This is a genomic window from uncultured Helicobacter sp., from assembly GCF_937893305.1.
GTDB lineage: Bacteria > Campylobacterota > Campylobacteria > Campylobacterales > Helicobacteraceae > Helicobacter_D.
In genome coordinates this window covers 199331-221877 of the sequence record NZ_CALBGN010000012.1, presented here as the reverse complement: position 1 = coordinate 221877, position 22547 = coordinate 199331, and the positions used below count along the sequence as shown (strand labels likewise).

Below are 22547 nucleotides of genomic sequence, written 5' to 3'. Positions count from 1 at the left end.
AATGCGATTAAATCAATACATAGCACATCATTCAAAGTATTCAAGGCGTGAAGCGGATAGGTTAATTAAAGAAGGCAAGGTTACAATTAATAAAGAAGTTGTGAGTGATTTTGCCTATCAAGTGGATCAAAACACAAAAGTTTATCTTAATGGCAAATGTCTAAGAGAGCAAGAGCAATATTCTGTGATTGTTTATAATAAGCCTAAGGGTGAGCTTGTCAGCAAACGCGATGACAGAGGACGCAAAGTGATTTATGATTCTTTGCCGAAAAGATTTTCACATTTTATGCCTGTTGGGAGATTAGATTTTGCAAGTGAGGGGCTTTTGCTGCTTAGTGATAGTGCAAAAGTGGTGCGTTATTTAATGGAGAGTGCGTCAGAGCGCGTGTATCTATTGAAGCTATCAGGGTTTATTAAAGAAAGTGTTTTTGACGCAATGGAGAGTGGAATCACGCTAGAAGATGCAAGGAGTGGAGGACATAGCAAAAGCAAGATTAAATCAATGGAGTTTGCGCCATTTGTGGGTTATACTTGCATAAAAAATACGCCAAAATATTCTAAAATCAAGGTGATAATTACAGAAGGTAAAAACAGAGAATTAAGAAGATTTTTCGCACATTTTGGACTAGAAGTGTTGGATTTAAAACGCATTGCGTATGGGTTTGTGCATTTGAATAACTTACCAAGCGGCAAGGTTAGGTTTTTAGAAAGAGGAGAATATAATAAATTACACGAATTTTTAAAAGGGATTGAAGAAAATAGCCCATCAAAGAGATAGGCTTTCTAGTTTATTTGGTTAAGTCATTATTAAATTTCAAAAGAGAGTGAAATGCTTTTTTGTATATGAATGCTTTATGCGCTCTCATTAATCATCTCAAATATCACATTAGAAACTCTTTTTCTAAATTCTTGTGCGTTGTCAAGCTGTCTTAAATAAAATTCGTTTGTCAAATAAAACTTCGCATATTTAGTATTAAAAAATGTTTCAAAAACATTTTTTAAATTCTCTTCATCTCCTAAAGTGTCTATAAAAGTCTGCTCCTTTGCAATATCGTCTTTTAACTCCATAAGTTCTTTTGCTATCTTTTCATTTGTCCCAAAATCCACACTACCAAATTTAGTGTTAAATTCCCTAACGATGTTTGATAGGCGTTCAAGCTCTGCTTCTTTCTTGCTAGAGCCATCAGGTTCTGCTGGATTCACTCCGCCCTTATTCTCTTCAGGCTTTATATCCTTTTTGCTTTCAAGCATTATGTGTATGCTATGTAAATCTACATTATTTAATATCCCCTTTGCCAAATCCTCCGTGCGTGGTGGGACGATTTTTGTAATAAGCATTTTTAGCAAGATAGATAATTTTTCAAGTTCTATATCATTGAAGGGTAGAATTTGTGCTAGAAAAGAATATTCCCTTAAATACGCCTTTGCCTTTGTGTAAAACTCTGTCTTTTCATCATCGCTTTTTGCGTTATATGCTCTTATCATATGATCAAGTTTAGAGTGGATTGTATCCTCGTTTTGCCCTTTTAAAATAGCGTCTGCAAAGTCATCTAACTCATCTTGCGTATATATTTCATAATCTAAAAGATTGCCTTTAAGTGTGTAAATCTTATCAATGTCTGTTGGCTCTTTTAGGTAGGTTTGCCCATAGAAAGTGCTAAAAGATTTCCTAATTTCTTCGTGTGTGTTTGCAAAGTCTAGCACACAAGTATCCTCTTTATTTTGACAGATTCTATTTAGGCGTGAGAGTGTTTGCACCGCATTTATCCCATCTAAGCGTTTATCCACATACATTGTGTGTAAAAGCGGCTCATCAAAGCCTGTTTGATATTTTTCCGCGACAATCAAAAAGCGGTAGCAATCTTTCTCTTTAAATTCATCTTTTAGCCTATCTTCTCTAAAGCCATTTAAACTTGCCTCATTATAGCTTTCCCCCTTCACTTCCTTATCCCCTGAAAAAGCCACTAAAGCTTTATATTGCGGGTGATTTTCTTGCAAATATTGTCTAAAGAAACGATAGTATTTAACCGCCGCTTCCCTAGAGCTTGTAACGACCATAGCTTTTGCCTTGCCACCGATTTTTTTATAAGTATTTTGAAAAAAGTGTTCTATCATTATTTTTGCTTTTTTCTCAATGGTTTCAGGATGATTTGTTACATAGGCTTTTAGCTTTGCATTTGCTTTTTTCTTATCATACTCTTTATTATCATTTTTAGAGACGATTTCATAATAGCTTGTATAGGTGATATAGCCTTGTAATACATCAAGGATAAAGCCCTCTTCTATGGCTTGTTTCATTGAGTAAAGATGAAAAGGGATAAATTTTTGCACCCCGTCTATCTCACAAGCTGTGCCAAACATTTCTAGCGTTTTTGGCTTAGGTGTAGCAGTGAAAGCAAAATAGCTTTCATTTTTTTGAAATTTTTTATTTTCGATGATTTTTAGTAGCTTTTCTTCTGTATCCATTTCATTAAAATCTATTTCGCCTTTTTCTTTATCGTTTTTATTTGCTATGGCTTTTCCCATTTCTTGTGCGTTTTTGCCACTTTGGCTAGAGTGCGCTTCATCGATGATTATGGCAAAATTTTTATTCCCAAAATGCGTGATTTCATCAGCGATATAGGGGAATTTTTGTATGGTTGTGATGATGATTTTTTTGCCCTCTTCTAAAGCATTTTTTAATTGTCTGCTTCCATCTATTATGGCTTCTACTAGGTTTTTATCTTGTGTGAAAGACTTGACATTTTCTTGGATTTGTCTATCAAGCACTCTTCTATCCGTTACGACTAAAATGCTATCAAAGATATTTTTCTCTTTATCATTTTCTATTCTATGTAAGCTTGCTAGATTATGTGCTAGCCACGCTATGGAGTTGCTTTTCCCACTTCCTGCACTATGCTGGACAAGATATCTTTGTCCCACACCCTTTTCTTTTATGTCGCTTAAAAGCTTATTTACCACATCAAATTGATGAAATCTAGGGAAAATCACCCCTTTAGAATTGCTTATTGCATAGTCAAAAAGCAGTTTGCTTAAAGTATCCTTTTGTAAAAGCTCTTCCCAAAAATAGCTCGTTTTCATCTTGTCTTTTACCGCAGGATTGCCAGCACCGCACTCAAGCCCTATTGCCCCACTGCCATTATTTAGCCCCCTATTAAAAGGTAGAAATTGAGTGTCCCCACCCTCTAGCTTTGCGCTCATATAAATTAAATCACTATCAAGGGCAAAATGCACCACACTTTGCTTAAATATCCTCTCTCTAGAATCTCTATCTTTTTTGTATTGCTCTATGGCGTTATAGACATTTTGATGTGTGAAAGGATTTTTTAGCTCCATAGTGATAAGTGGCAAACCATTTAAAAATATCACCATATCTAAAGAATTATTATTTTTCGTGCTGTAATGTAGCTGACGCGTGATAGAAAAGATATTGTTATTATAATTTTCTATGGCTTTTTCATTTGCACTTAAATTTGGCTTAGAGTAGGCTAGTGTGATTCTAACGCCCCTTATTTCTATAAATGATTGTAAGGCTTTTAAGATGCCTTTCTCCTCTATTTGTGAGATAATGCGTTGTAATAGCTCTTGCTCTTTTATACCCTTTTTCTCTAGCTCTTGCAAGGCTTTCTTTTGAGTTGATTGTAAAAAGTGTTTGAGCAACTCTTTATCTACACCCAAGCTTTTATCATAATCTTTACTTTCTCTTTTGATATAGCCACTTTTTAATAAATGAGCTTCTATAAAGCTTTCTAAATTTTCTTCTTTATATGCACGCATTTTACTTCCTTTTGTTAGTTCCTAGATACTTCGCAAGGCTTAGTATGACAAAAATTCTCCTTGCCATTTTGAATTGTTCTATTCTTGTCATTTTGAGCCGTAGGCGAAAAATCTCTGCTGCAAGTTATCCTACCGCAAACAGCTTCATTTATGAGGGTGTTTTTGTATTCTTTGATGAGTGTGATTTGCTTTTTTGTTTTTTCTATAACTAAATCAATTTGTGCGATTTTAGAATCTAAAAATTCCGCTATTTCTTTTTGCTCTTGTAGTGGTGGTAAGGGGATTTTTAAATCTCTTAAATTTGAAGCATAAATGTGAATTATAATTTCACCCTTACTTATTACTGCCTTTTGATATTTTGTATAATCACTATTTAAAACATAAGATAAAAACAAACTATCTTGCCCCATTTGCCTTAATACAATTACATCACCGCCAACATACGCTTTTTCGTTACCCAAATAACAAATACATTTTCCTATATCCTCTTTTGTTTCTCCAGAACCAGAAAATAACAAATCACCGCATAAGATTTGCGTTTTATCCTTAGCAAAATTTTCTGCTATTTTTGATTGAAAGTGTCTTGTTTTTATCTCATATTTTGTGTATATATCGCCATATAAAATAACGGAAACACCACTATCTTGTAAATCATTTTTTGAGATATTGCTCCCCTTAAAAAATTTTCCAAGCGTTGCGACACGCCTTACTTTCCAATGTTTAGGGATAGTGCCGAGATAATCTGTCCCGCTAGGTTTATAGGAGCTTGTCATTTTGAGCGATAGCGAAAAATCTCTTTTAGATTCTGTATTTTTAGATACTTCGCAAGGCTCAGTATGACAACGAACGACCCTGCCGCACACAGCTTCGTTAATTAGAGCTTGTTTTTTCTCTTGTAAGAGTGTGATTAAGCTTTGCTTTTTAGTGATGAAATTTTCTATCTTCTCACATTTAGAATCTAAAAATTCCGCTATTTCTTTTTGCTCTTGTAGTGGTGGTAGGGGGACTTTAATATTTCTAAAATCCTCATATCTTAAATTATTCATATCTAAACAAAGTCCATAAGAATTTTTTTCAAATTCGCCTATCATTATTTTTGATTTCAATAAATATAAAGTGAAAAATGGAAGTATTTTTTCGTTTGGAATTGCCACGATATAAGCAGGACTTACTATCCCTTTAGCAAGGGTATTAACTCCAACAGCTCCCTGCCACATTCTCATTTTATTGTAGGCAACTGCATTTAAAGGGACAATTTTATAATTTGATTTATCATCGTTTGATATATCTTTTTTATTTTCAATATCATCTTGATAGACAATACCATTTGCTATTGTTACGGATAATAAGGGATAAGACTTATCATTACACTTTTGAATAAATTCTGTGAAGCAAGAGCGAAGTGGGACATATTCCCAATGTTTAGGGATTTTACCCCCCCGAGATAGTCTATATTACTAGGCTTGTAGGACATTTCGCTGCTTTCATAAGGGGGTTGAGTATGCTTTTTCATTAAATTCCTTTTAGCATATCGTGTAATTTTAAAACTTCTTGTAAGCTTAAATATCTCATTTATCTTTAAGCCTTTCAAAAACGGCATAGTTTTCTGGCTTTAAGAAATCTGCGATACTCTCTTCAATAATAGAATCAGATTCTGCTTTTTCTATTGTAGGTGTTTCTTTGGATATTTTGATATGTAAATTCTTGTTTAGTCCCTGTAAGGATTCTATAACACGCAAAGTGTTGGTATCTACATTTTCTAGTGTCAAAGTCATTTTTATTCCTTTTATTTGTATTTTAGCACATTATCTTTAAGCTATTTGCTAGCATAGAATCTCCTTTAACAAATCCTGTGTTTCTTGCTCTAAGTCTTGTAAATCTTTATCGATCTCTTCTAGGCTTCTTGGTGGTGTGTAGGTATAGAAATATTTGTTAAACAAAATCTCATAGCCTACCACTTTGCTCTCCCACGCTATCCACGAGTTTGGCACATAGGGTTTACTTCATTTTCATAGTAGCTTTGTATGTCTTGCTTTAGGGGGATTTTTTCTGTGTTGTTTGTTTTATCGCTATCGATGATGAGATTGACTTCGGCTTTTTTGAGTTTGACATCAAGGAAGTTTATAAAGTCTTCTTTGCTTGTGAAATCTTGCGGATTTGCTTCTAGCTCCTTAAGCTTTGATACAAGCTCATCTTTTTGCTCTAGGGCTTGAAATTTTTCATCGTTTAGTAAAATTTCTATGCTTTTTGGTCTCTCAATGGTGATTTTAATATAGCCAAATTCATCATTATCATAAATTTTACAATCATCATTTTCTTTATTTTGCAAAAAATACTCCGTGATTTTATTAATATGTTCTTTTGTCATTGCGTTTTGCTTTTGCCCTAAGGACTTTTTCATCTTAGTATAATATGCCTCTTTTGTGGCGTTTATAAGCTGGACTTTACCTTTTCTCTCTTTTGTTTTGTTGTTGCTTAGAATCCATATAAAAGTAGGGATTCCTGTGTTATAAAACATATTTGTAGGTAGGGCGATGATGGCTTCTAGGAAGTCGTTTTCTATGATGTGCTTGCGTATGGCTACCATACCACTATCGCTATTAAAAAGTGAGCTGCCATTATGCACGGAGGCTATGCGTGAGCCTAAGCCTTTGTTTTCACTTGGTTTTTTCATCTTGCTTAGCTGATTAAGCAAAAACATCATTTGCCCATCACTTTTACTTGTAATGCCTACTTGAAATCTTGGGTCGTTGCAAGTTGTAGCACTGCCATTTTTGCTAATGCCTAATTCTTTTTGGTCTTTTTCCCACGATTTGCCATAAGGGGGATTTGTCAGCATAAAGTCAAATTTAACGCCCTTTAGCTTATCATCGCTTAGGGTGGAGCCGTATTTGATATTATCCGGGTTTTCGCCTTTTATCAGCATATCGGCTTTGCAAATGGCGTAGGTTTCTGGGTTTATCTCTTGTCCGTAAAGATAATTTGAGCTTTAGAGTGGATAGGTCCGCTTTGATCTATGATAAATTCTTTAGATTCTGTAAGCATACCGCCGCTTCCACAAGCATTGTCATAAATGCTAAAAGCACCTTTTTGGATTTTATCTTTCACGGGTAAAAAGACAAGATGAGTCATAAGGTCTATAAGCTCTCTAGGTGTGAAATGCTCCCCGGCTTCTTCGTTATTTTCTTCATTAAATCTTCTTATAAGCTCTTCAAAGACATAGCCCATACCAAGATTACTTAAGCCCTTATGGAGAATTTCGCCTTTATCGTCTTTAATGTCGTGCATAGAGAGATTGATCTTAGGAGAGCAAAATCGCTCTATAACGCCAAGAAGGATTTTTGCATCTTCAAGCGTGTCAAGCTGATTTTGAAATTTAAATTTAGCAATAATGTCGTCGATATTTTCACTAAAGCCATCAAGGTAGTTTTCAAAATTTGCTCTAATATTTTTGGGGTCGTTTAAAAGCATTTTGAGTGTGAATTTTGAGTGATTATAAAATGTAGCTTCACTTGTTTTGCATAGCAAAGTATTTAGAGTATCTTTATCTGCTATATCTTTGTATTTGTTGTAAGTCTCTAGGACTTCATCTTTTGTAGGCTCTAGGATAACATCTAGCCTCCTTAAAATCGTCATTGGCAAGATAACATCGCGGTATTTACCCTTTACATATACATCGCGTAGTAAATCATCTGCCACGCTCCAAATAAAACTAACAATAGGCTGAAATTGATGAATTTGCATAACAGTGACTCCTTGAAGGGTTATATTTGCGTAAGGTTTCATTATGGCATATTTAGATATTTGTTCTAAGATTTTTTTGGGGAGAGTGTATAGTTGGAATCTTTTTTGGATTCCAACTCTTAAATAGGGTTATGCCTTTTTTTCACTTACAATATCAACGATATTATCGCCAACCATTACAGCAATTTTTGCCATATATTCTTCAGGGCTTGTAAAGCCAACACAAGAACAATTAATCTCTCCTAAAATATAGCGATCTGCGCCTTTTTCATCGGTGTCTAAAATAAAATCTGCTGTCCAAATTAATGGCAAATCATAGTTACCAAGCTTGGATTTAATAGATGGGAGTTGTCCTAAGAACCAATCTACAAGCTCTTGCCAATCTTTTGGTTCATCATAGCGGTATTTTGCACCACTAAAGAGAGTTGCAGAAAAAGCATCTCCGCCTTCAGCTGGTTTTTTATGCACAACATAAACAGGAGTTTTATAAAGCATTAGGATTCTAATCTCACCTTCTTTAATGCGTGGCAAGAAAGTCATATCTACAAGCATTCCATTATCGCCAATGATGTATTGCTCGCAAAAATCCATAAATTCTCCAAGCTTTCTCTCTTCGCTGTGATTATCTTTAGCTTCTGTGCAGATGATTTTTGTATCAAGTGGTAAAGAATCACAAGTATTGTATGCACTTTCTGCTAATCTTACGCGCCAAATCCCTTCCCCTGTTGAGCCGCGATTTTGTTTTAGCACTCTCTCGCCTTTTGCTAGGCTTTTTGGGAAAGTCTTTTTAAAAGTTTCAATATCATAATATGCATAAGTATCATCAGGCACTAAAGGAGTGTCTGCAAGCTTTGTTAGGGCGTCTTTTGCGCCATATCCAATCATTGCATCAGGATGTGGCATGCCTACAAGTCCATCAGCACAAAGTTTGCGTAAAACATCAAAATAGAGTTTTTCTTCTTTTAAGTTGCCCGGATTTACGCGTGAAACATAGCCATCTGCGCTGTTTTTAACGCGCTCATAAATCGCATTGCGTTCAGTTTCATTACGCAAAATTTCATCACTAAAAAACACAACTTCCGCACTCCAACCCTTAGCTTTTAGGGCATTTACCATTGGCATTGTGTCTTTTCTATGTCCATCTGCGCCTTTATCGCTTCCGCCAATTGCTTCAAAGAAAATAATATTCTTTTTCATTTTCGCTCCTTTTGTAAGATCTGAATTTTATATTTTATCAAAACAAGATTTAAATTTTTAAGGATTTCAAAGTGTTTTTAGGGATTAAATCTATATAATGTTACACAATGTTACAAATAGATTGGTTTTCATAAAAGTGTTAAAAGAAATTCAAAAAAAAATCATAATATAAGCAAAGATGAATAATTAATAAATTTTAAGCTATTATAACGGCTTTATTTTGTATTTAAGGAGATGTTTTGAAAAATCTTAAAAAGTTATGTTTTGCCTTTGTTTTAGGTGTGTTTTTGAGTGCTTGTGGGAGTTCTTCGCCAGAAGAGATTGCTTTAGACTTTACTAAGGCAGTTTATGCAGGAGATACAAAGGCTGTGATGAAGTTTTTTGATTTAGAGGGTGCAAAACCAGAAGAAGTTGCGTTTGCAGAAGGTAAAATAGGATTAGTTCTTTCTCAAGCAAAGAAAACATCAGAATCTAAGGGTGGAGTTAAAGAAGTGGTTGTTGCAGATAAGAAAATTACAGAAAATAAGGCAATCATACAAACTAAAGTAATCTTTAAAGATGGCAGTGAAGATCTTTCAGGGAGAACAAGTTTAATAAAAAAAGATAACACTTGGTTTGTGGAGCTTAAATAATTTGATGTGAAAATTTTTCAATTTATTTTTTGCTTTTTCTTTGGTATTGCTGTTGCTAAAGATATTGATTTTCCACCTCTTCAAATTGGCGATTTTGTTTTTAGGCAAGGCATTGGTGCGGAGAGTTTGCTGATACAAAAATTTAGCAATTCTCCCTATAGTCATATTGCTATGGTGGTAAAAATAAGCCCTGATGTTTTGTTGATTCACGCAACAACAAATGATGATACTAATCGGCAAAATCAAGTGATTTTAAGCTCTCTTGATGAATTTGTGAGACTAGGCTCTAAGATTGCTGTTAAAAGACCTGATTTTTCTCAAAAAAATAAAGAAAAAATTGTTGATTTTGCAATGCAAAATTTAGGGAGAGAGTTTGTTTTAAGCACCAAAGAAGATGCATTTTATTGCACGACTTTTTTAGAAGAAGCAATTAATAAGATAGAGAATTTTAAGTTAAAAAAAGAGTTTGTTGGCTTTCCCTTTATTAAGGGATATTATTTATTTCCCAAAGCTTTTTTTGAGGATAAAAGAAGCAAACTAATTTATGAAAGCATACGCGATTGATTGTCTATTTTAAGACACTATCGCGTGAAGTGTCCGCTTCTACCCCCGCTTTTTTCTAGTAGGCAAATCTCGCTTAAAACCATTGTCTTATCAATTGCTTTTACCATATCATAAATGGTTAAAAGTCCTATATTTACGCCCATTAGAGCTTCCATTTCTACACCTGTTTGCCCAAAGGTTTTTGCACGCACTTTTAAGATAAAAGCGTTTTCATTTTCAAGTTCTGTAATATCGCATTTTACGCTACTTAAGAAAAGTGGATGACACATAGGAATGAGTTCTGAAGTGTGTTTTGCTCCCATAATTGCTGCGATAATTGCAGTTTGTAATACAGCACCTTTTTTAACTCTTTGTTCTTTTATTGCACTAAAAGCTTCTTTGCTCATTGTGATTTTGCCACTAGCGATTGCTTCGCGTTGTGTGGGATCCTTTAAAGAAACATCTACCATTTTTGGGTTTTGATGATCATCTAAATGTGTAAGTTGCATTGCTGTCCTTTTAGAGAAGTTTGTAAATTGCAATTTTGTCATTTTTTAACACTTTTTGGAAGAAGTTTCTCTCTAATGTGTCAAAAAATAATCCTTGAAAATAAAAGCTTTTTAGGTAAGAATTATCGCATAATAAGATTCTATCGTCTTTAAGTTCTAATGCGCTTAATGTACTTTTTGGATTAAAATGCAGTGTTGTTTGGGTTTTTAGACTGATAAATTTTGAAATTTTTTGTTGATTTGGATTTAGGATTCCGTTTTTTAAATCTAGTGTGATATTGTGATTGAAATATGCTATTTTAGATTCTATCTTTTTGCTAAGTGCAAAGAATTTTGGTGGATTAAAATTACTAAATCTAACAACGCTTGGGAAAATCTCAAGCATACTTAAAGGCAAAATAATAAATAAGGTTTGTTGTGTATTGTTTAAAAGTGATTTTGCAATATCATAGCTTAAGATAGGATCACTGCTTGCTAGAAATTGACTAATAGGATAATTCTCTTTGCCTGAATGTTTGCCGCCATCAATAAAGACATTTAGATTGCTAAAATAATTGATCATATAGCCATAATCCCACCAGGCAAGAGCATAATCTCCGCTTTTAGTTGGAATCTCTTTTAGGGTTTTTGCTTCTGTGGAATCTAAAATGGGCTTTGGCGTGTAGTTTGCAATATGAAAGAAATGAGGATAAACAACAAGCGCAATAAAAAATACTACAAAAATGCGTAAAGATGGAATCTTTTTTCTTAAGCAAAAGAGCAAGTAGCTAAGTCCAAGTGCTAAAACAGGAGTAGCATAAAAGCTAAAGCGCAAGCCTTGTAAGAGAGAGAAAAACCCTAAGAGTAAAAGCGGTAAAAATAGTAAAAAAATCCGTCTTTGATACACCAAGTATCCATAACCTATAAGTCCTAAAATAAAGAGAGGGAGAGTGCCACTTATGCGTTTTGCAAGATCAAAAAAAGAAATTTTAGAAGTTTCTGCAATGGAATCTAAAACATTTAAAAAAGGCAAAGATTGCGCGGGTTTGGATTCTATAAAGGACGGCAAAAGAGTATTTAGAAATGGAGAGTTTAAGAGATTAGGCATTAAAGCATAAAGGATTAAGAGCGCACAAGAGCAAGTTGTGAAAATAAAAAACTTAGTGTGAATTTGTGTCTTAAAAAGGCTAATTGCAAGAAGAATCCAAAGTGGAAAAAAGCGTATATATAGCACACAAACAAGACTAAGCATTAGTATTAGCATTGCCTCTTTTTTGTCTTTAAAGAAGCATAAAATCACAATAAATCCCAAAAATACATAGCGTAAGTTTGGATAATACAACAAAGCAAACACACTAAGTGCAAATAAAAATGTGCGAGAAGTGTTAGAAAGGATTAAAGCAATAACACTAAGCACTAAGGGCAAAATTAACATATCTGTATCATAATAGCCAAAAATTGTGCGATTAAAATAACTCACACTAATCGCACTTAAAAGACTAGCTAGGCTTGCTTGAATAATCCCAAAATTGCGCGCAATATAAAACATAGGAAAAACAATAAGTGTGCCGAAAAATCCGGGCAGATAAAAGAAAACTTGCTCCAAAGATAAAGGCGTAAAAAAGGCAACACAAGCGGTGATGATTGAAAGGGGTTCGTGTGTGGGGGAGTTTAGTGTGGATTTAGTGAATAAAAAGTTGGAATCTAAAAAGCCATCTAGGGCGTTTAAAACATCTTTTGCGCCTTGTGCATAAAAGTAAGCATCGTGTGTGTTTAAGAGCCACGCATTATCCAAGAAATATTGCGGAAAAGATTCTAAGATAAAAGGATAATAAAAGCGCAAAGCAACGCAGATTAAATATATGCAAATGCTAGCTAAAATATCTCTTTGAATATGCAAAAACTATCCTTTTATGGAGAGAATCCTTTAAAATTTCACAAAAAATTAACAATTTTATTCTACAATAAAACAAAGTTTTTAAAAGGAATTTTGTGCGTTTTCGTGGAAATTTTAGTAAAAAAAGTTTAATTTTATTGTGTGTAGTGGTGCTTGGAGTTATTGGTGTGTTTTATGTTTGGCAAATTAAATCTCAAACCAAAGAAATGCAAAATATGGAATCTAAAATTCAAGTATCTAAAAATATGGAATCCAAAAAAGACACTAGAGCAATTCTTGTAGAAACTGCCTTAATAGAAAGCGGTGTTTTAAGTCAAACTTATCAATATGTCGGCTCTTTGTATTTTAGCGAGCGTGGAATGCTTGCTTCTGAAGTTTCTGGTATTATTGATTCTGTGCTTGTAGATGATGGAGCACGCGTGAAAAAGGGGCAAGCATTAGCGGTTTTAAATAGTGATTTACTACGTGATGAGATTGCTTCTAAAGAGGGAGCCTTAAAGCAAGCAAAGGCGCAATATGAAAAGATTAAAAAAGACTATGCGCGTTACAAGTCCTTGTATGAGAGTGAGTCGATTTCTTTTAAAGAATATGAAGATATTTTATTTGATATGCAAGCACAAAAAGGAAATATGGAATCCATTAGTAATGCTTTAGAGTTGTTAAAAACACAAGAGCGCAAAAAGACGATTATTGCTCCTTATGATGGTGTGGTATTGCAAAAAATGTTAAAACAAGGAGAGTGGGTTAATGCTGGAGCAAGTGTGTTTAATATCGCAAAGCTAACTCCTCTTGAAGCAACTTTTGAAGTTTCTTTTGAGATTTTGCGTTCTTTAAAGGTTGGAGAGAGTTTAGAAGTGCAAATTGCAAATCATACTTATCAAGCAAGAGTTAGTGCCTTAATCCCATTAGGAGATGCAAAGGCTAGAACATTTCCCTTAAAGCTTGCCATTGAAGATCCTAAAGGAGAATTAATTGAGGGCTTAGAAGTGCGAGCTTCTTTTAATGTTAAGGGGCAAAAAGAAAAATTTTTAGTCCCACGTGATGCGATTTTGCCAGAAATTGATGGCAATGTGATTTTTATTCTTGATGGTAGCCAAGCAAAAAAAGTAAAAATTCTTGTTCAAGGTTATGATGGGTTAAAAGCGTTTATTGCTCCTTTAAATGGTAGTTTTAGCAAGGGAGATAGAGTGATTGTTGTAGGAGCAGAGCGTTTAAAGGGTGGAGAAAATGTTGTTGAGGTTAGACAATGATAAAAACATTGATTAACCGCCCTGTTGTAGTGATTGTAGGAATGATTCTACTTAGTTTATTCGGGGTCTTATCTTTAAGCACGATGCCCTATCAACTCACACCACAAGTTACACGACCTGTGATTTCTGTCAATACTACTTGGAGTGGTGCGACTCCTTATGAGATTGAAAGAGAGATTTTAGAGCGACAAGAACAAGTGCTAAAAGGGATTGATAATCTTGAAACAATGGAGGGCTTTGCAAATAGTGGGCGTGCAAATGTAACTTTAGAGTTTAAAATTGGTACGGATTTAACCAAAGCAATGCTAGATGTCAGTAATAAACTCAATGAAGTCAAAGGTTATCCTGATGCTATTGATCGTCCTGTGATTAGAGCCACAGGTGAGGATACAAGTCCAGTTGTTAGAATGATGTTAGTTAGTCTTGATTCTAATGTGCGCGTAAGAGAGCAAAGGACATTTTTTAATGAAAATGTTATTCAATATTTTGAGCGCATTGATGGAGTGGCGGAGGTTTTGTTTCCCGGTGGTGATGATAGAGAAATGCATATTATTATTGATGAGAGAAAACTTGCAATTTATCAATTAGATGTAACAAGTCTTGCAAATGTTTTAAATAAGCAAAATATCAATTTATCGGCAGGTAGCTTGGATTATGGGAGAAAATCTTATCGTGTACGCACAATTGGAGAGTTTAAAAATCCACAAGATATTTTAGATGTAGTGATTTGGAGTGATGGTGTTAAGCGCGTTAAGATTAGTGATGTAGCTGTTGTTAGAGAAGGGTTTGAAAATAAAACTACGGTTTCTTATTATCGTGGAGATGAGAAAACACCCAAAGAAGCTTTGTTTGTGGCAATTAAACCAGCTGCTGATGCAAATGTATTAGAGCTTACAAATGCGGTGGAAGCCGTGTTTAATGCCCTAAATAATGGAATCTTAAAAGAAAATGGCTTAAAGCTTGAATGGACAAATGATCAAAGAGATTATATAGAGCAGGCAATTTCTTTAGTTAAGGGAAATATTATTGTTGGAGCATTTTTAGCTTGTGGAGTGCTTTTTGTGTTTTTGCGCTCTTTAACTTCAACGCTAATTATTGCTGTGGCTATACCTCTTAGTGTGTTTGGAACATTTATTGTAATGGCGTTCTTAAATCGCACGCTAAATGTTGTATCTTTAGCTGGAATCTCTTTTGCGGTAGGAATGCTTGTGGATTCTGCTATTGTTGTGTTAGAAAATATTGATCGGCATAAGAAACTACAAAAAAATGCAATGCAGGCAGTGATTGATGGGACAAAAGAAGTTGTTGGTGGATTGATTGCTTCTGTTTTGACAACTGTGGCGATTTTTATTCCGATTTTAAATATCCAAGAAGAAGCAGGGCAACTCTTTAGAGATATTGCTCTTGCTGCAAGCAGTGCTGTTAGTTTTTCTTTATTTGTATCAATCGTTGTGATTCCAACTTTGAGTTATCAAAGCGCAAAATTACTTGGCGCAAAAACAAGTATCTTAGTGGAACATAAGCTTTTACAAGAGGTTTATAGCCGCGGTTCTAAATTTTCTTTAAAGATTAGAGAGTTTGGGCAATGGTGTGTGGATTGGATAATGTTTTTTGTGCAAAAATCTATGCAAAGCAAGCGCAATAAGATTTTAACAATTCTTAGTTTGACATTATTAAGTTTAATTTTTAGCTATGTTTTGCTCCCAAAAATGGAATATTTACCACAGGGAAATCAAAATTTTGTCTTTGGGAGAATCACTCCACCTCCTGGGCTATCTTATAGAGAAAAAGAGAATATAGGGCAGGAAGTTTTTATGTGTTTTAGTGATTATTTTGCAAGCAGTGGATTTAAAGGAGATGCGCAATATCCTGCAATTCATAATCTTTTTTATATCGGTGGGACTTCTGATCTTAGCTTTGGATTGCGTTCTTTTGATATAACAAGGGCAGCAGATTTAATCCCACTTGCAAAAACTTGTATCCAAAAAATACCCGGAGTTAGAGGGACGGCGTTGCAAACTGGGATTTTTGAGCGTAGGGGTTCAAGTCGCAGTGTGGATATTGATATTAGTGGAGATCATATAGAATCTTTAATTGCTAGCACAATTGCGCTAGAAAAAATTATTAGAGAAGTTTTTAGGGAGAAATACGGAGCAAAAAATCTTACAACTTTGCAAATGCGTGCGCGTCCAAGTTTAGAAATGCTTTATCCGGAGTTAAATTTATATCCAAATTTAGAGCGCATAAGTGCTGTTGGACTTGATGTGAATGCTTTTAGTGTTGCTTTAGATGTGCTTTTAGATGGAAGAAAGATTGGGGAGTTTAAAGAAGAAGGGAGAGAGAAGATTGATTTGGTTTTGAAATCTCAAAATAGCGCGATTTATTCTCCAGAAGAACTTTATAATGCAAGCATTTATACTTCAACAGCAGGTATTATCCCTATTAGCACGCTAGCGGATTTGAAGCTTGAGTATGGGACAAATCAAATCCGTCATTATGAACGCAATAGAACAATTACGCTAACACTTAGCCCACCAGCAAACATCACAATCCAAGAATCTATGGAGCTAATTAGCGGAGAGATTTTAACACGCTTAAAACAAAGTGGCGCACTTGGTAAAAATACAATTTCATTAAGTGGGACGGCAGATTCTCTCACAAAAATTAAAGACTCTCTAGTGCTTGGTTTTGTTTTAGCAGTGTTTATTATTTATTTATTAATGGCGGCATTGTATGAAGATTTTATATATCCTTTGATTATTCTTTTTAGTGTCCCACTTGCTGTTGGTGGTGGATTTTTGGGACTTTGGTTGGTCAATGTTTTTTTGGTGTATCAACCTTTAGATGTGCTAACAATGCTCGGTTTTATTATCCTGGTTGGAATTGTTGTAAATAATGCGATTTTAATTGTGTATCAAAGCTTGCATAATGTGCGTTTGTATGGAATGGATGCGCAAAATGGAATCCTAGAAGCAGTGCGTGTTAGAATCCGTCCTATTTATATGAGCACTCTTACTTCTCTTTTTGGTATGCTCCCACTTGTAGTGGCACCCGGTGCTGGGAGTGAGATCTATCGTGGGCTTGGAGCTGTGATTTTAGGAGGATTAGGATTTTCTACAATCCTTAGTATTTTTCTAATCCCTTGCTTGCTGTCTTTTTTTATTACAAGGGGGTTAAAAAATGTTTAGAATTTTTGGAATTTTATCTCTACTTTATGGGATTTTAAATGCTTTAAGTTTGCAAGAAGCAATTGATTTAACATTGCGCCATAATCCAAGCATTAAGGAGCAAGAGTATTTATTGCAAGAAAGTAGAGCAAATTATAAATCTTATCAAAGCCCATTTTATCCAAGTTTAAATGTAACTTATGGCACAAAAACAAGCAATCGCATCCAAAGGGCAGATAAAAAAACAAGTGGAAATTTAGGCGCAAATGTGCAATATAATCTTTTTAATGGCTTTAGTGATGTTTATAATCTAAAAAGTGCAAAGGCATTATTGCAATCGCAAGATTATCAACTAGAAGCAACAAGAGAAGATATGATTTTGCTTGTAAAGAGTGCTTATATTAATGTATTGCGTCAGGCAAAAAATGTAGAGATTGCTGAACAATCTAAAGTGTTATTAGAAGAGCAAAGAAGAACAAATGCAGAGTTTTATCGTGTAGGATTAATCCAAAAAAACGATTTATTAAAAATTGAAGTAGAGCTTAATAATACATTGCAGAACTTATTGAATTATCAAAGCACCTTAATTTATGCATTAAGAGATTTAGAGCGTTACACGCGCACTAAAATTGCTCTAAAAGATTTAGAAGAATTAGAGCCAAAAAAATGGAATCTAAATTTTGAAAATCTTAGACAAGAGATGCTTCAAAGGCGCGCAGAGCTTTTGTTTATGGATAAAATTATTCAAAGCAAGGCGTATTTGGTGCAAAGTGCTAAAGGGAATTTTTTGCCAGAAATAGATATTGTAGGAAATTATATGCGCTATGGAGATGATTATGCCTTGCGTGGAAGAGATGGAATCTATAAGGACGAAACAAGCGTGCAGCTCTTATTTAATCTTAATCTTTTTAATGGTTTTAATGATAAATACAACATAGAGAGTGCTAAAACAAATAAACTTGCCTTTGAAGCTAAACGCATAGGGTTAATTGAAGATTTGGAGTTGCAACTCTTTGGTGCTTTAGAGAATTATAATCTTGCACTAAATGCGTTAGAGATTGCTAAGCTTGCACTCAAACAAGCAGAAGAGAATTATAGAATTTCAAAAAATCGCTATGCGCAAAGAATTGATAGCACAAGCGATTTTTTAGATGCAGAATTATCCTTAACGCAAGCAAGGAGCAATGTGGCAATTAATACTTATGCAATTATGGAATCTTTAGCGCAAATTGAACGCATTGTTCAAATGACACTCACGCAGTAATTTGCTATAATACACCCTTAAATTGCATTTGTAAGAGAAAAAATGTCTAAAGGTGTTGTCTTTTCTATTTTGCTTGTTGTTGCGATGTTTTTTTGGGGAGCTTCTTGGCCTAGTAGCAAAGTGCTTGTAACTTATACAAGTGCTGATGTTGTTACTTTTTGGCGGTTTTTTATCGCTCTTTTTGCTTCTATCCCTCTTGTAATTATTCTTAAAATTCCACTAAAAATTGATAGTAAGGCATTTAAATTTTTACTTGCTGCAGCGGTATTTAATTGCTTATATTCTTTGATGTTTTTTGTAGGATTAAATTATGGGAGTGCAGGCAAGGGTGGAGTTCTTGTAACGACAATTACTCCTGTGTTTGTGTATCTTTTGACCTTTATGTTATATAGAATCCAAAATGGCGTCAATAAGAGAGTAAAAGGCAATGAAGCTTTAGGATTAATACTAGGGATTGTTGCTGGGATTTGTTTGCTAGATTTAGGAAATTTACAAATACTTTTTAGCAAATTTAATGTCTTTTTTGTATTGTGTGCGTTAGATTGGGCGATTTTAACGCTAGTGTGTCAGCGCATTAGAATTCACCCCATTGCCATTAATTTTTATATTACGCTTTTTAGTGTAGCGTTGTTCTCTCCTATTTTTTTAATACAGCCTGAAATGTTAGAGATTTTTCATTTTGATTTGCGTTTTTGGTTAATGCTTTTAACTATTTCTGTGTTATCCACTGCTATTGGCACAAGTATTTATTATATGGGGATTGCACAAGTTGGTGCAGAGAAAGCAAGCTCTTATCCGCTTTTAGTGCCAGTTTTTGCGTTATTAACAAGCTATTTTATTTTAGGGGAGATACCAAGTCTTTTAACGCTTGTTGGTGGGGTAATTGCGATTTTTGCTACTTATTTAATCAATCTTTATAAGCCTAAAAAGAAAATATAATAAAAAGAAAGAGTAATGACACAGAGCAAAATTTGGTTTTTTCTTGGGGTTATGGCATTTTTGTTTGTGGTGTTTTCACATTTTGTGTTGCAAAACTATTTGATGTTGCAACCTTGTGAGCAATGTGTTTATATCCGCTATGCTTTTATTATTTTGGGCTTTGGTTGTTTGATTGCAAGATTTTTTGTGCTTAGATATGTGGGGATTGGCATTTGTGTGTATGCGCTAATTAGAGGGAGTTCAGCAGCATTTAGTTTAATTGAAATCCAAAAAGCTTTAAAAAGTGAGACTTTTATCTTTGGACTAAATGGCTGTTCGCTAAATCCAAAATTTGATTTTAATCTCCCACTTGATGTTTGGATGCCGAAACTTTTTGCGCCTAGTGGATTTTGTGGGATTGATACGCCTATGTTAAATGGAATCCAAACACTCTTGCCTTTACAAGAGAAGTTAATTGCTCTATATGCTGAAGGTTGGTATTTGATCCCAATGCTTAAGTTTGGCACAATGGCGGAGTGTGCTTTGTTTATTTTTATAACTTATGGAGTTGGAATCGGAATTTTAATTTTGGTAAATTTTATAGATTTTTTCAAAAAAGTCAAATAAAATTTAACTAAAAATTAGATTTAAAAATAAATCACTAATTTTTTTCTTATCTTAAGCATTTAACAAGTTGTTTTTCTCTAAAATCCCAAGTTTTTGGTGATTATAAGGATTGCTATGGATTTGTTTAAAAATGTTTTAGGGTTGTATGTTAATGGATTTCGTAATATGCAGCTTGGTAAAACTTTATGGCTTGTAATTTTAATTAAAATTTTTGTGATTTTTGCAGTGCTTAAGGTTTTTGTTTATGACACTTCATTAAGGGGCTTTAAAACACAGGAAGCAAAAAGCAATTTTGTTTTAGAAAATCTTACAAAGGAATAAAATGGAATTAAGTGTGGATTGGAGCAGGGCGCAGTTTGCGCTAACTGCGATTTATCATTTCTTGTTTGTGCCTTTAACGCTTGGGCTGTCTTTTATTATTGCGATTATGGAAAGCATTTATGTAAAAACTGGCAAGGAAGAGTGGAAAAAAATTACGAAATTTTGGCTGACGCTTTTTGGGATCAACTTTGCCATTGGTGTGGCAACAGGCATTATAATGGAGTTTGAATTTGGCACAAATTGGGCAAATTATAGTTGGTTTGTAGGTGATATTTTTGGCGCACCTTTGGCAGTTGAAGGGATTTTAGCCTTTTTCTTGGAAGCGACTTTTTTTGCTGTGATGTTTTTTGGTTGGAATCGTGTCTCAAAAAGATTTCACTTGATTTCTACTTGGCTTGTAGCAATTGGAAGTAATTTAAGCGCGTTTTGGATTTTGGTTGCAAATGGTTGGATGCAATATCCAGTAGGAACGATGTTTAATCCAGATACCGCTAGAAATGAAATGACAAGCTTTTTAGATGTGGCACTCTCTCCAGTGGCGGTTTCTAAGTTTTTACACACAGTGGCTAGTGGATATGTGATTTCTTCGCTTTTTGTAATGGGAATTAGTGCTTGGTATTTGCTAAAGGGTAGGCATATTATTGCAGCAAAGAAGAGTTTAATTGTGGGAGCTTCTTTTGGCCTTTTGACTTCTATTTTCTTGTTTTTTAGTGGCGATGAGAGTGCGTATCAAGTTGCACAAAAGCAACCAATGAAGTTAGCAGCAATGGAGGGAATTTATGAAGGGGAGCACAGAGCAGGACTTGTGGCATTTGGAATCTTAAATCCAAATAAAAAACCCGGAGATGAAGAGAATGTGTTTTTGTTTGATTTTACGATTCCTTACGCACTTTCAATTTTGGGGCAAAGAGATAGTGATGGTTTTATTGCAGGGATTGATGATTTGCTTTTTGGCAATGAAGCAAAAGGGATTCCACCTATGGATGCTAGGATTCAAAGTGGGCAATTAGCTGTGCAGGCTCTAAAGGACTATAAGGCTGCTAAGGCAGAAAATAACACGGATTTAATGCAAGAATCGCGTGAGATTTTACAAGCAAATATGCACAATTTTGGATATGGATATTTAAAAGATAAAGAGCAAGCTGTGCCACCTATTGCTTTGACTTTTTATAGCTTTCATTTAATGGTAGCACTTGGGAGCTTTTTCTTTATCTTATTTATTATAGTGTTGTATCTTGCAATGGCAAATCATATAGAAAAATTTAGAAAGATTCTTTGGCTTTGTGTGATTGCAATTCCGCTAGGCTATATTGCAGCAGAAGCAGGATGGATTGTAGCAGAGGTTGGTAGGCAGCCTTGGGCGATTCAGGATTTAATGCCTGTGCATATTGCAGCAACGAAACTTTCACATCTTGATGTGCAGATTTCATTTTTTATCTTTCTTGTGCTTTTTACCGCTTTGCTTATTGCAGAGCTTGGGATTATGGCAAAACAAATCAAAAAGGGCTTTTTGCACTAAAGGAGAATTAATGTTTTTTGGATTAGAACACGCTAGTTTGCAAGTGTATTGGTGGATTGTCCTAAGCTTACTTGGTGGATTGCTTGTGTTTATGTTTTTTGTGCAAGGTGGTCAAGGGTTGATAGATAGACTCTCAAGTAACGAAGAAGAAAAAACGCTTTTAATTAATTGTTTAGGACGAAAATGGGAGCTTGGTTTCACAACGCTTGTGCTATTTGGAGGAGCGGCATTTGCAGCATTTCCATTGTTTTATAGCACAAGTTTTGGTGGGGCTTATTGGGTATGGCTTATAATTTTGTTTTGTTTTATTTTACAAGCTGTGAGTTATGAATACAGAAAAAAAGAGGGTAATTTCTTAGGCAGTAAAACCTATGAAATGTTTTTAAAGATTAATGGAATCTTAGGTGTGTTTTTAATTGGTGTGGCAGTTAGCACATTTTTTGCAGGTTCAGAGTTTGTGTTAGATGAAAATCGTTTTGTGGAGTGGAAGGGTGCTTTTAGAGGATTAGAGCAACTTGCGAATCCCTTTAACTATCTTTTAGGAATTGCGCTTGTTTTTTTAAGTAGAATCTTGGCAGAGAGTTATTTTATAAATGCTATTGACAATGCACAAATTGTGGAAAAAGCAAGAAAAGATATAGTGATTAATACACTTTTATTTTTACCTTTCTTTTTGGGATTTCTTGTTTGGATTTGTTTGAAAGATGGATTTTTTGCAGATAGTAGTGGTATTGTGAGCTTGCAACCTTATGTGTATTTACAAAATTTTTTAGATAATTCTGTGTTATTAGTCTTATTACTTGTGGGTGTTGTGTTAGTGCTTGGTGGAATTTATGGAAGTTTAAAATGCACAAAAGGAATCTTTTTGCTAGGTGTTGGTGTGGTGTTAGCAGTAATGGCAGTTTTTTTAAATGTAGGTTTGGGAAATAGCGCATTTTATCCTTCAACTTCAGATTTACAAAGCTCTTTAACAATTTCTAATGCAAGTTCAAGTTATTACACGCTTAGTGTAATGGGTTATGTGAGTTTGCTTGTACCTTTTGTACTTGGATATATTGTGTATGTGTGGAGAGTTATGGATTCTAAAAAGCTCTCAACTAATGATTTAGATGATCATTCTTATTAAGGAGATTTTATGATTTATACAATTCTATTGATTTTATTGTGGCCTCTAGTAATTTTTTTATGCTATAAGTTTGTGCG

Annotated in this window: 18 protein-coding genes and 1 pseudogene; 11 read left to right on the top strand and 8 right to left on the bottom strand. The window is 34.5% G+C overall.

The window, feature by feature from the left end; genetic code table 11:
- Position 1 precedes the first annotated feature (1 nt).
- Positions 2-778 (top strand): pseudouridine synthase, encoded by a 777-nt coding sequence (locus Q0358_RS03080; protein ID WP_299546961.1) that lies wholly within the window; start codon positions 2-4, stop codon positions 776-778.
- A 74-nt stretch (positions 779-852) separates the two neighbouring features.
- Here Q0358_RS03080 and Q0358_RS03075 read toward each other — a convergent pair whose 3' ends face one another.
- From Q0358_RS03075 to Q0358_RS03050, 6 genes and pseudogenes are all read right to left on the bottom strand, one after another.
- The gene (locus Q0358_RS03075) at positions 853-3777 is read right to left on the bottom strand and encodes a type I restriction endonuclease (RefSeq protein WP_299546959.1); all 2925 of its coding nucleotides are present in this window, start codon (positions 3775-3777) and stop codon (positions 853-855) included.
- 14 nt (positions 3778-3791) lie between these two features.
- Positions 3792-5099, bottom strand: coding sequence for a restriction endonuclease subunit S (locus Q0358_RS03070; RefSeq protein ID WP_299547056.1), 1308 nt, complete (start codon positions 5097-5099; stop codon positions 3792-3794).
- Positions 5100-5113: 14 nt separating this feature from the next.
- Positions 5114-5290 (bottom strand): hypothetical protein, encoded by a 177-nt coding sequence (locus Q0358_RS03065; protein WP_299546956.1) that lies wholly within the window; start codon positions 5288-5290, stop codon positions 5114-5116.
- A 55-nt stretch (positions 5291-5345) separates the two neighbouring features.
- Positions 5346-5552: a hypothetical protein gene (locus Q0358_RS03060; RefSeq protein ID WP_299546953.1), complete on the bottom strand. Its 207-nt coding sequence runs from the start codon at positions 5550-5552 to the stop codon at positions 5346-5348.
- 48 nt (positions 5553-5600) lie between these two features.
- Positions 5601-7521: pseudogene (locus Q0358_RS03055) on the bottom strand (class I SAM-dependent DNA methyltransferase).
- Between the two features lie 129 nt (positions 7522-7650).
- Positions 7651-8718, bottom strand: coding sequence for a Cj0069 family protein (locus Q0358_RS03050; protein WP_299546950.1), 1068 nt, complete (start codon positions 8716-8718; stop codon positions 7651-7653).
- A 239-nt stretch (positions 8719-8957) separates the two neighbouring features.
- Here Q0358_RS03050 and Q0358_RS03045 point away from each other — a divergent pair, with 239 nt between their 5' ends.
- Both Q0358_RS03045 and Q0358_RS03040 read left to right on the top strand, forming a co-directional pair.
- Positions 8958-9350 carry a DUF4878 domain-containing protein gene (locus tag Q0358_RS03045; RefSeq protein WP_299546947.1) on the top strand — a complete coding sequence of 131 codons (393 nt, stop codon included), beginning with the start codon at positions 8958-8960 and terminating at the stop codon, positions 9348-9350.
- Positions 9351-9362: 12 nt separating this feature from the next.
- Complete coding sequence (locus tag Q0358_RS03040; RefSeq protein ID WP_299547053.1) at positions 9363-9914, top strand: YiiX/YebB-like N1pC/P60 family cysteine hydrolase; 552 nt, start codon at positions 9363-9365, stop codon at positions 9912-9914.
- 17 nt (positions 9915-9931) lie between these two features.
- Here Q0358_RS03040 and moaC read toward each other — a convergent pair whose 3' ends face one another.
- Both moaC and Q0358_RS03030 read right to left on the bottom strand, forming a co-directional pair.
- Positions 9932-10402, bottom strand: coding sequence for a cyclic pyranopterin monophosphate synthase MoaC (moaC, locus tag Q0358_RS03035; protein ID WP_299546944.1), 471 nt, complete (start codon positions 10400-10402; stop codon positions 9932-9934).
- A 10-nt stretch (positions 10403-10412) separates the two neighbouring features.
- Positions 10413-12281 carry an STT3 domain-containing protein gene (locus Q0358_RS03030; protein ID WP_299546941.1) on the bottom strand — a complete coding sequence of 623 codons (1869 nt, stop codon included), beginning with the start codon at positions 12279-12281 and terminating at the stop codon, positions 10413-10415.
- 92 nt (positions 12282-12373) lie between these two features.
- Here Q0358_RS03030 and Q0358_RS03025 point away from each other — a divergent pair, with 92 nt between their 5' ends.
- The 8 genes from Q0358_RS03025 to cydB all read left to right on the top strand — a co-directional run bounded on the left by Q0358_RS03025 (position 12374) and on the right by cydB (position 22470).
- Positions 12374-13528 (top strand): efflux RND transporter periplasmic adaptor subunit, encoded by a 1155-nt coding sequence (locus Q0358_RS03025; RefSeq protein WP_299546938.1) that lies wholly within the window; start codon positions 12374-12376, stop codon positions 13526-13528.
- A complete protein-coding gene (locus tag Q0358_RS03020) occupies positions 13525-16716 on the top strand; it encodes an efflux RND transporter permease subunit (RefSeq protein ID WP_299546933.1) in 3192 nt (1063 codons plus the stop codon). Before Q0358_RS03025 ends, Q0358_RS03020 begins: the two co-directional genes overlap by 4 nt.
- Positions 16709-17959 (top strand): TolC family protein, encoded by a 1251-nt coding sequence (locus Q0358_RS03015; protein WP_299546930.1) that lies wholly within the window; start codon positions 16709-16711, stop codon positions 17957-17959. Before Q0358_RS03020 ends, Q0358_RS03015 begins: the two co-directional genes overlap by 8 nt.
- 42 nt (positions 17960-18001) lie before the next feature.
- On the top strand, positions 18002-18898 hold the full coding sequence (locus Q0358_RS03010; RefSeq protein ID WP_299546927.1) for a DMT family transporter: 897 nt from the start codon (positions 18002-18004) through the stop codon (positions 18896-18898).
- A gap of 15 nt (positions 18899-18913) precedes the next feature.
- Positions 18914-19504 (top strand): disulfide bond formation protein B, encoded by a 591-nt coding sequence (locus Q0358_RS03005; protein WP_299546924.1) that lies wholly within the window; start codon positions 18914-18916, stop codon positions 19502-19504.
- Between the two features lie 114 nt (positions 19505-19618).
- Complete coding sequence (locus Q0358_RS03000; protein WP_299546921.1) at positions 19619-19825, top strand: DUF4492 domain-containing protein; 207 nt, start codon at positions 19619-19621, stop codon at positions 19823-19825.
- A 1-nt stretch (position 19826) separates the two neighbouring features.
- Positions 19827-21344, top strand: a complete 1518-nt coding sequence (locus Q0358_RS02995) for a cytochrome ubiquinol oxidase subunit I (protein ID WP_299546918.1) — start codon at positions 19827-19829, stop codon at positions 21342-21344.
- A gap of 10 nt (positions 21345-21354) precedes the next feature.
- Positions 21355-22470: a cytochrome d ubiquinol oxidase subunit II gene (gene cydB / locus Q0358_RS02990; RefSeq protein WP_299546915.1), complete on the top strand. Its 1116-nt coding sequence runs from the start codon at positions 21355-21357 to the stop codon at positions 22468-22470.
- Positions 22471-22547 lie beyond the last annotated feature (77 nt).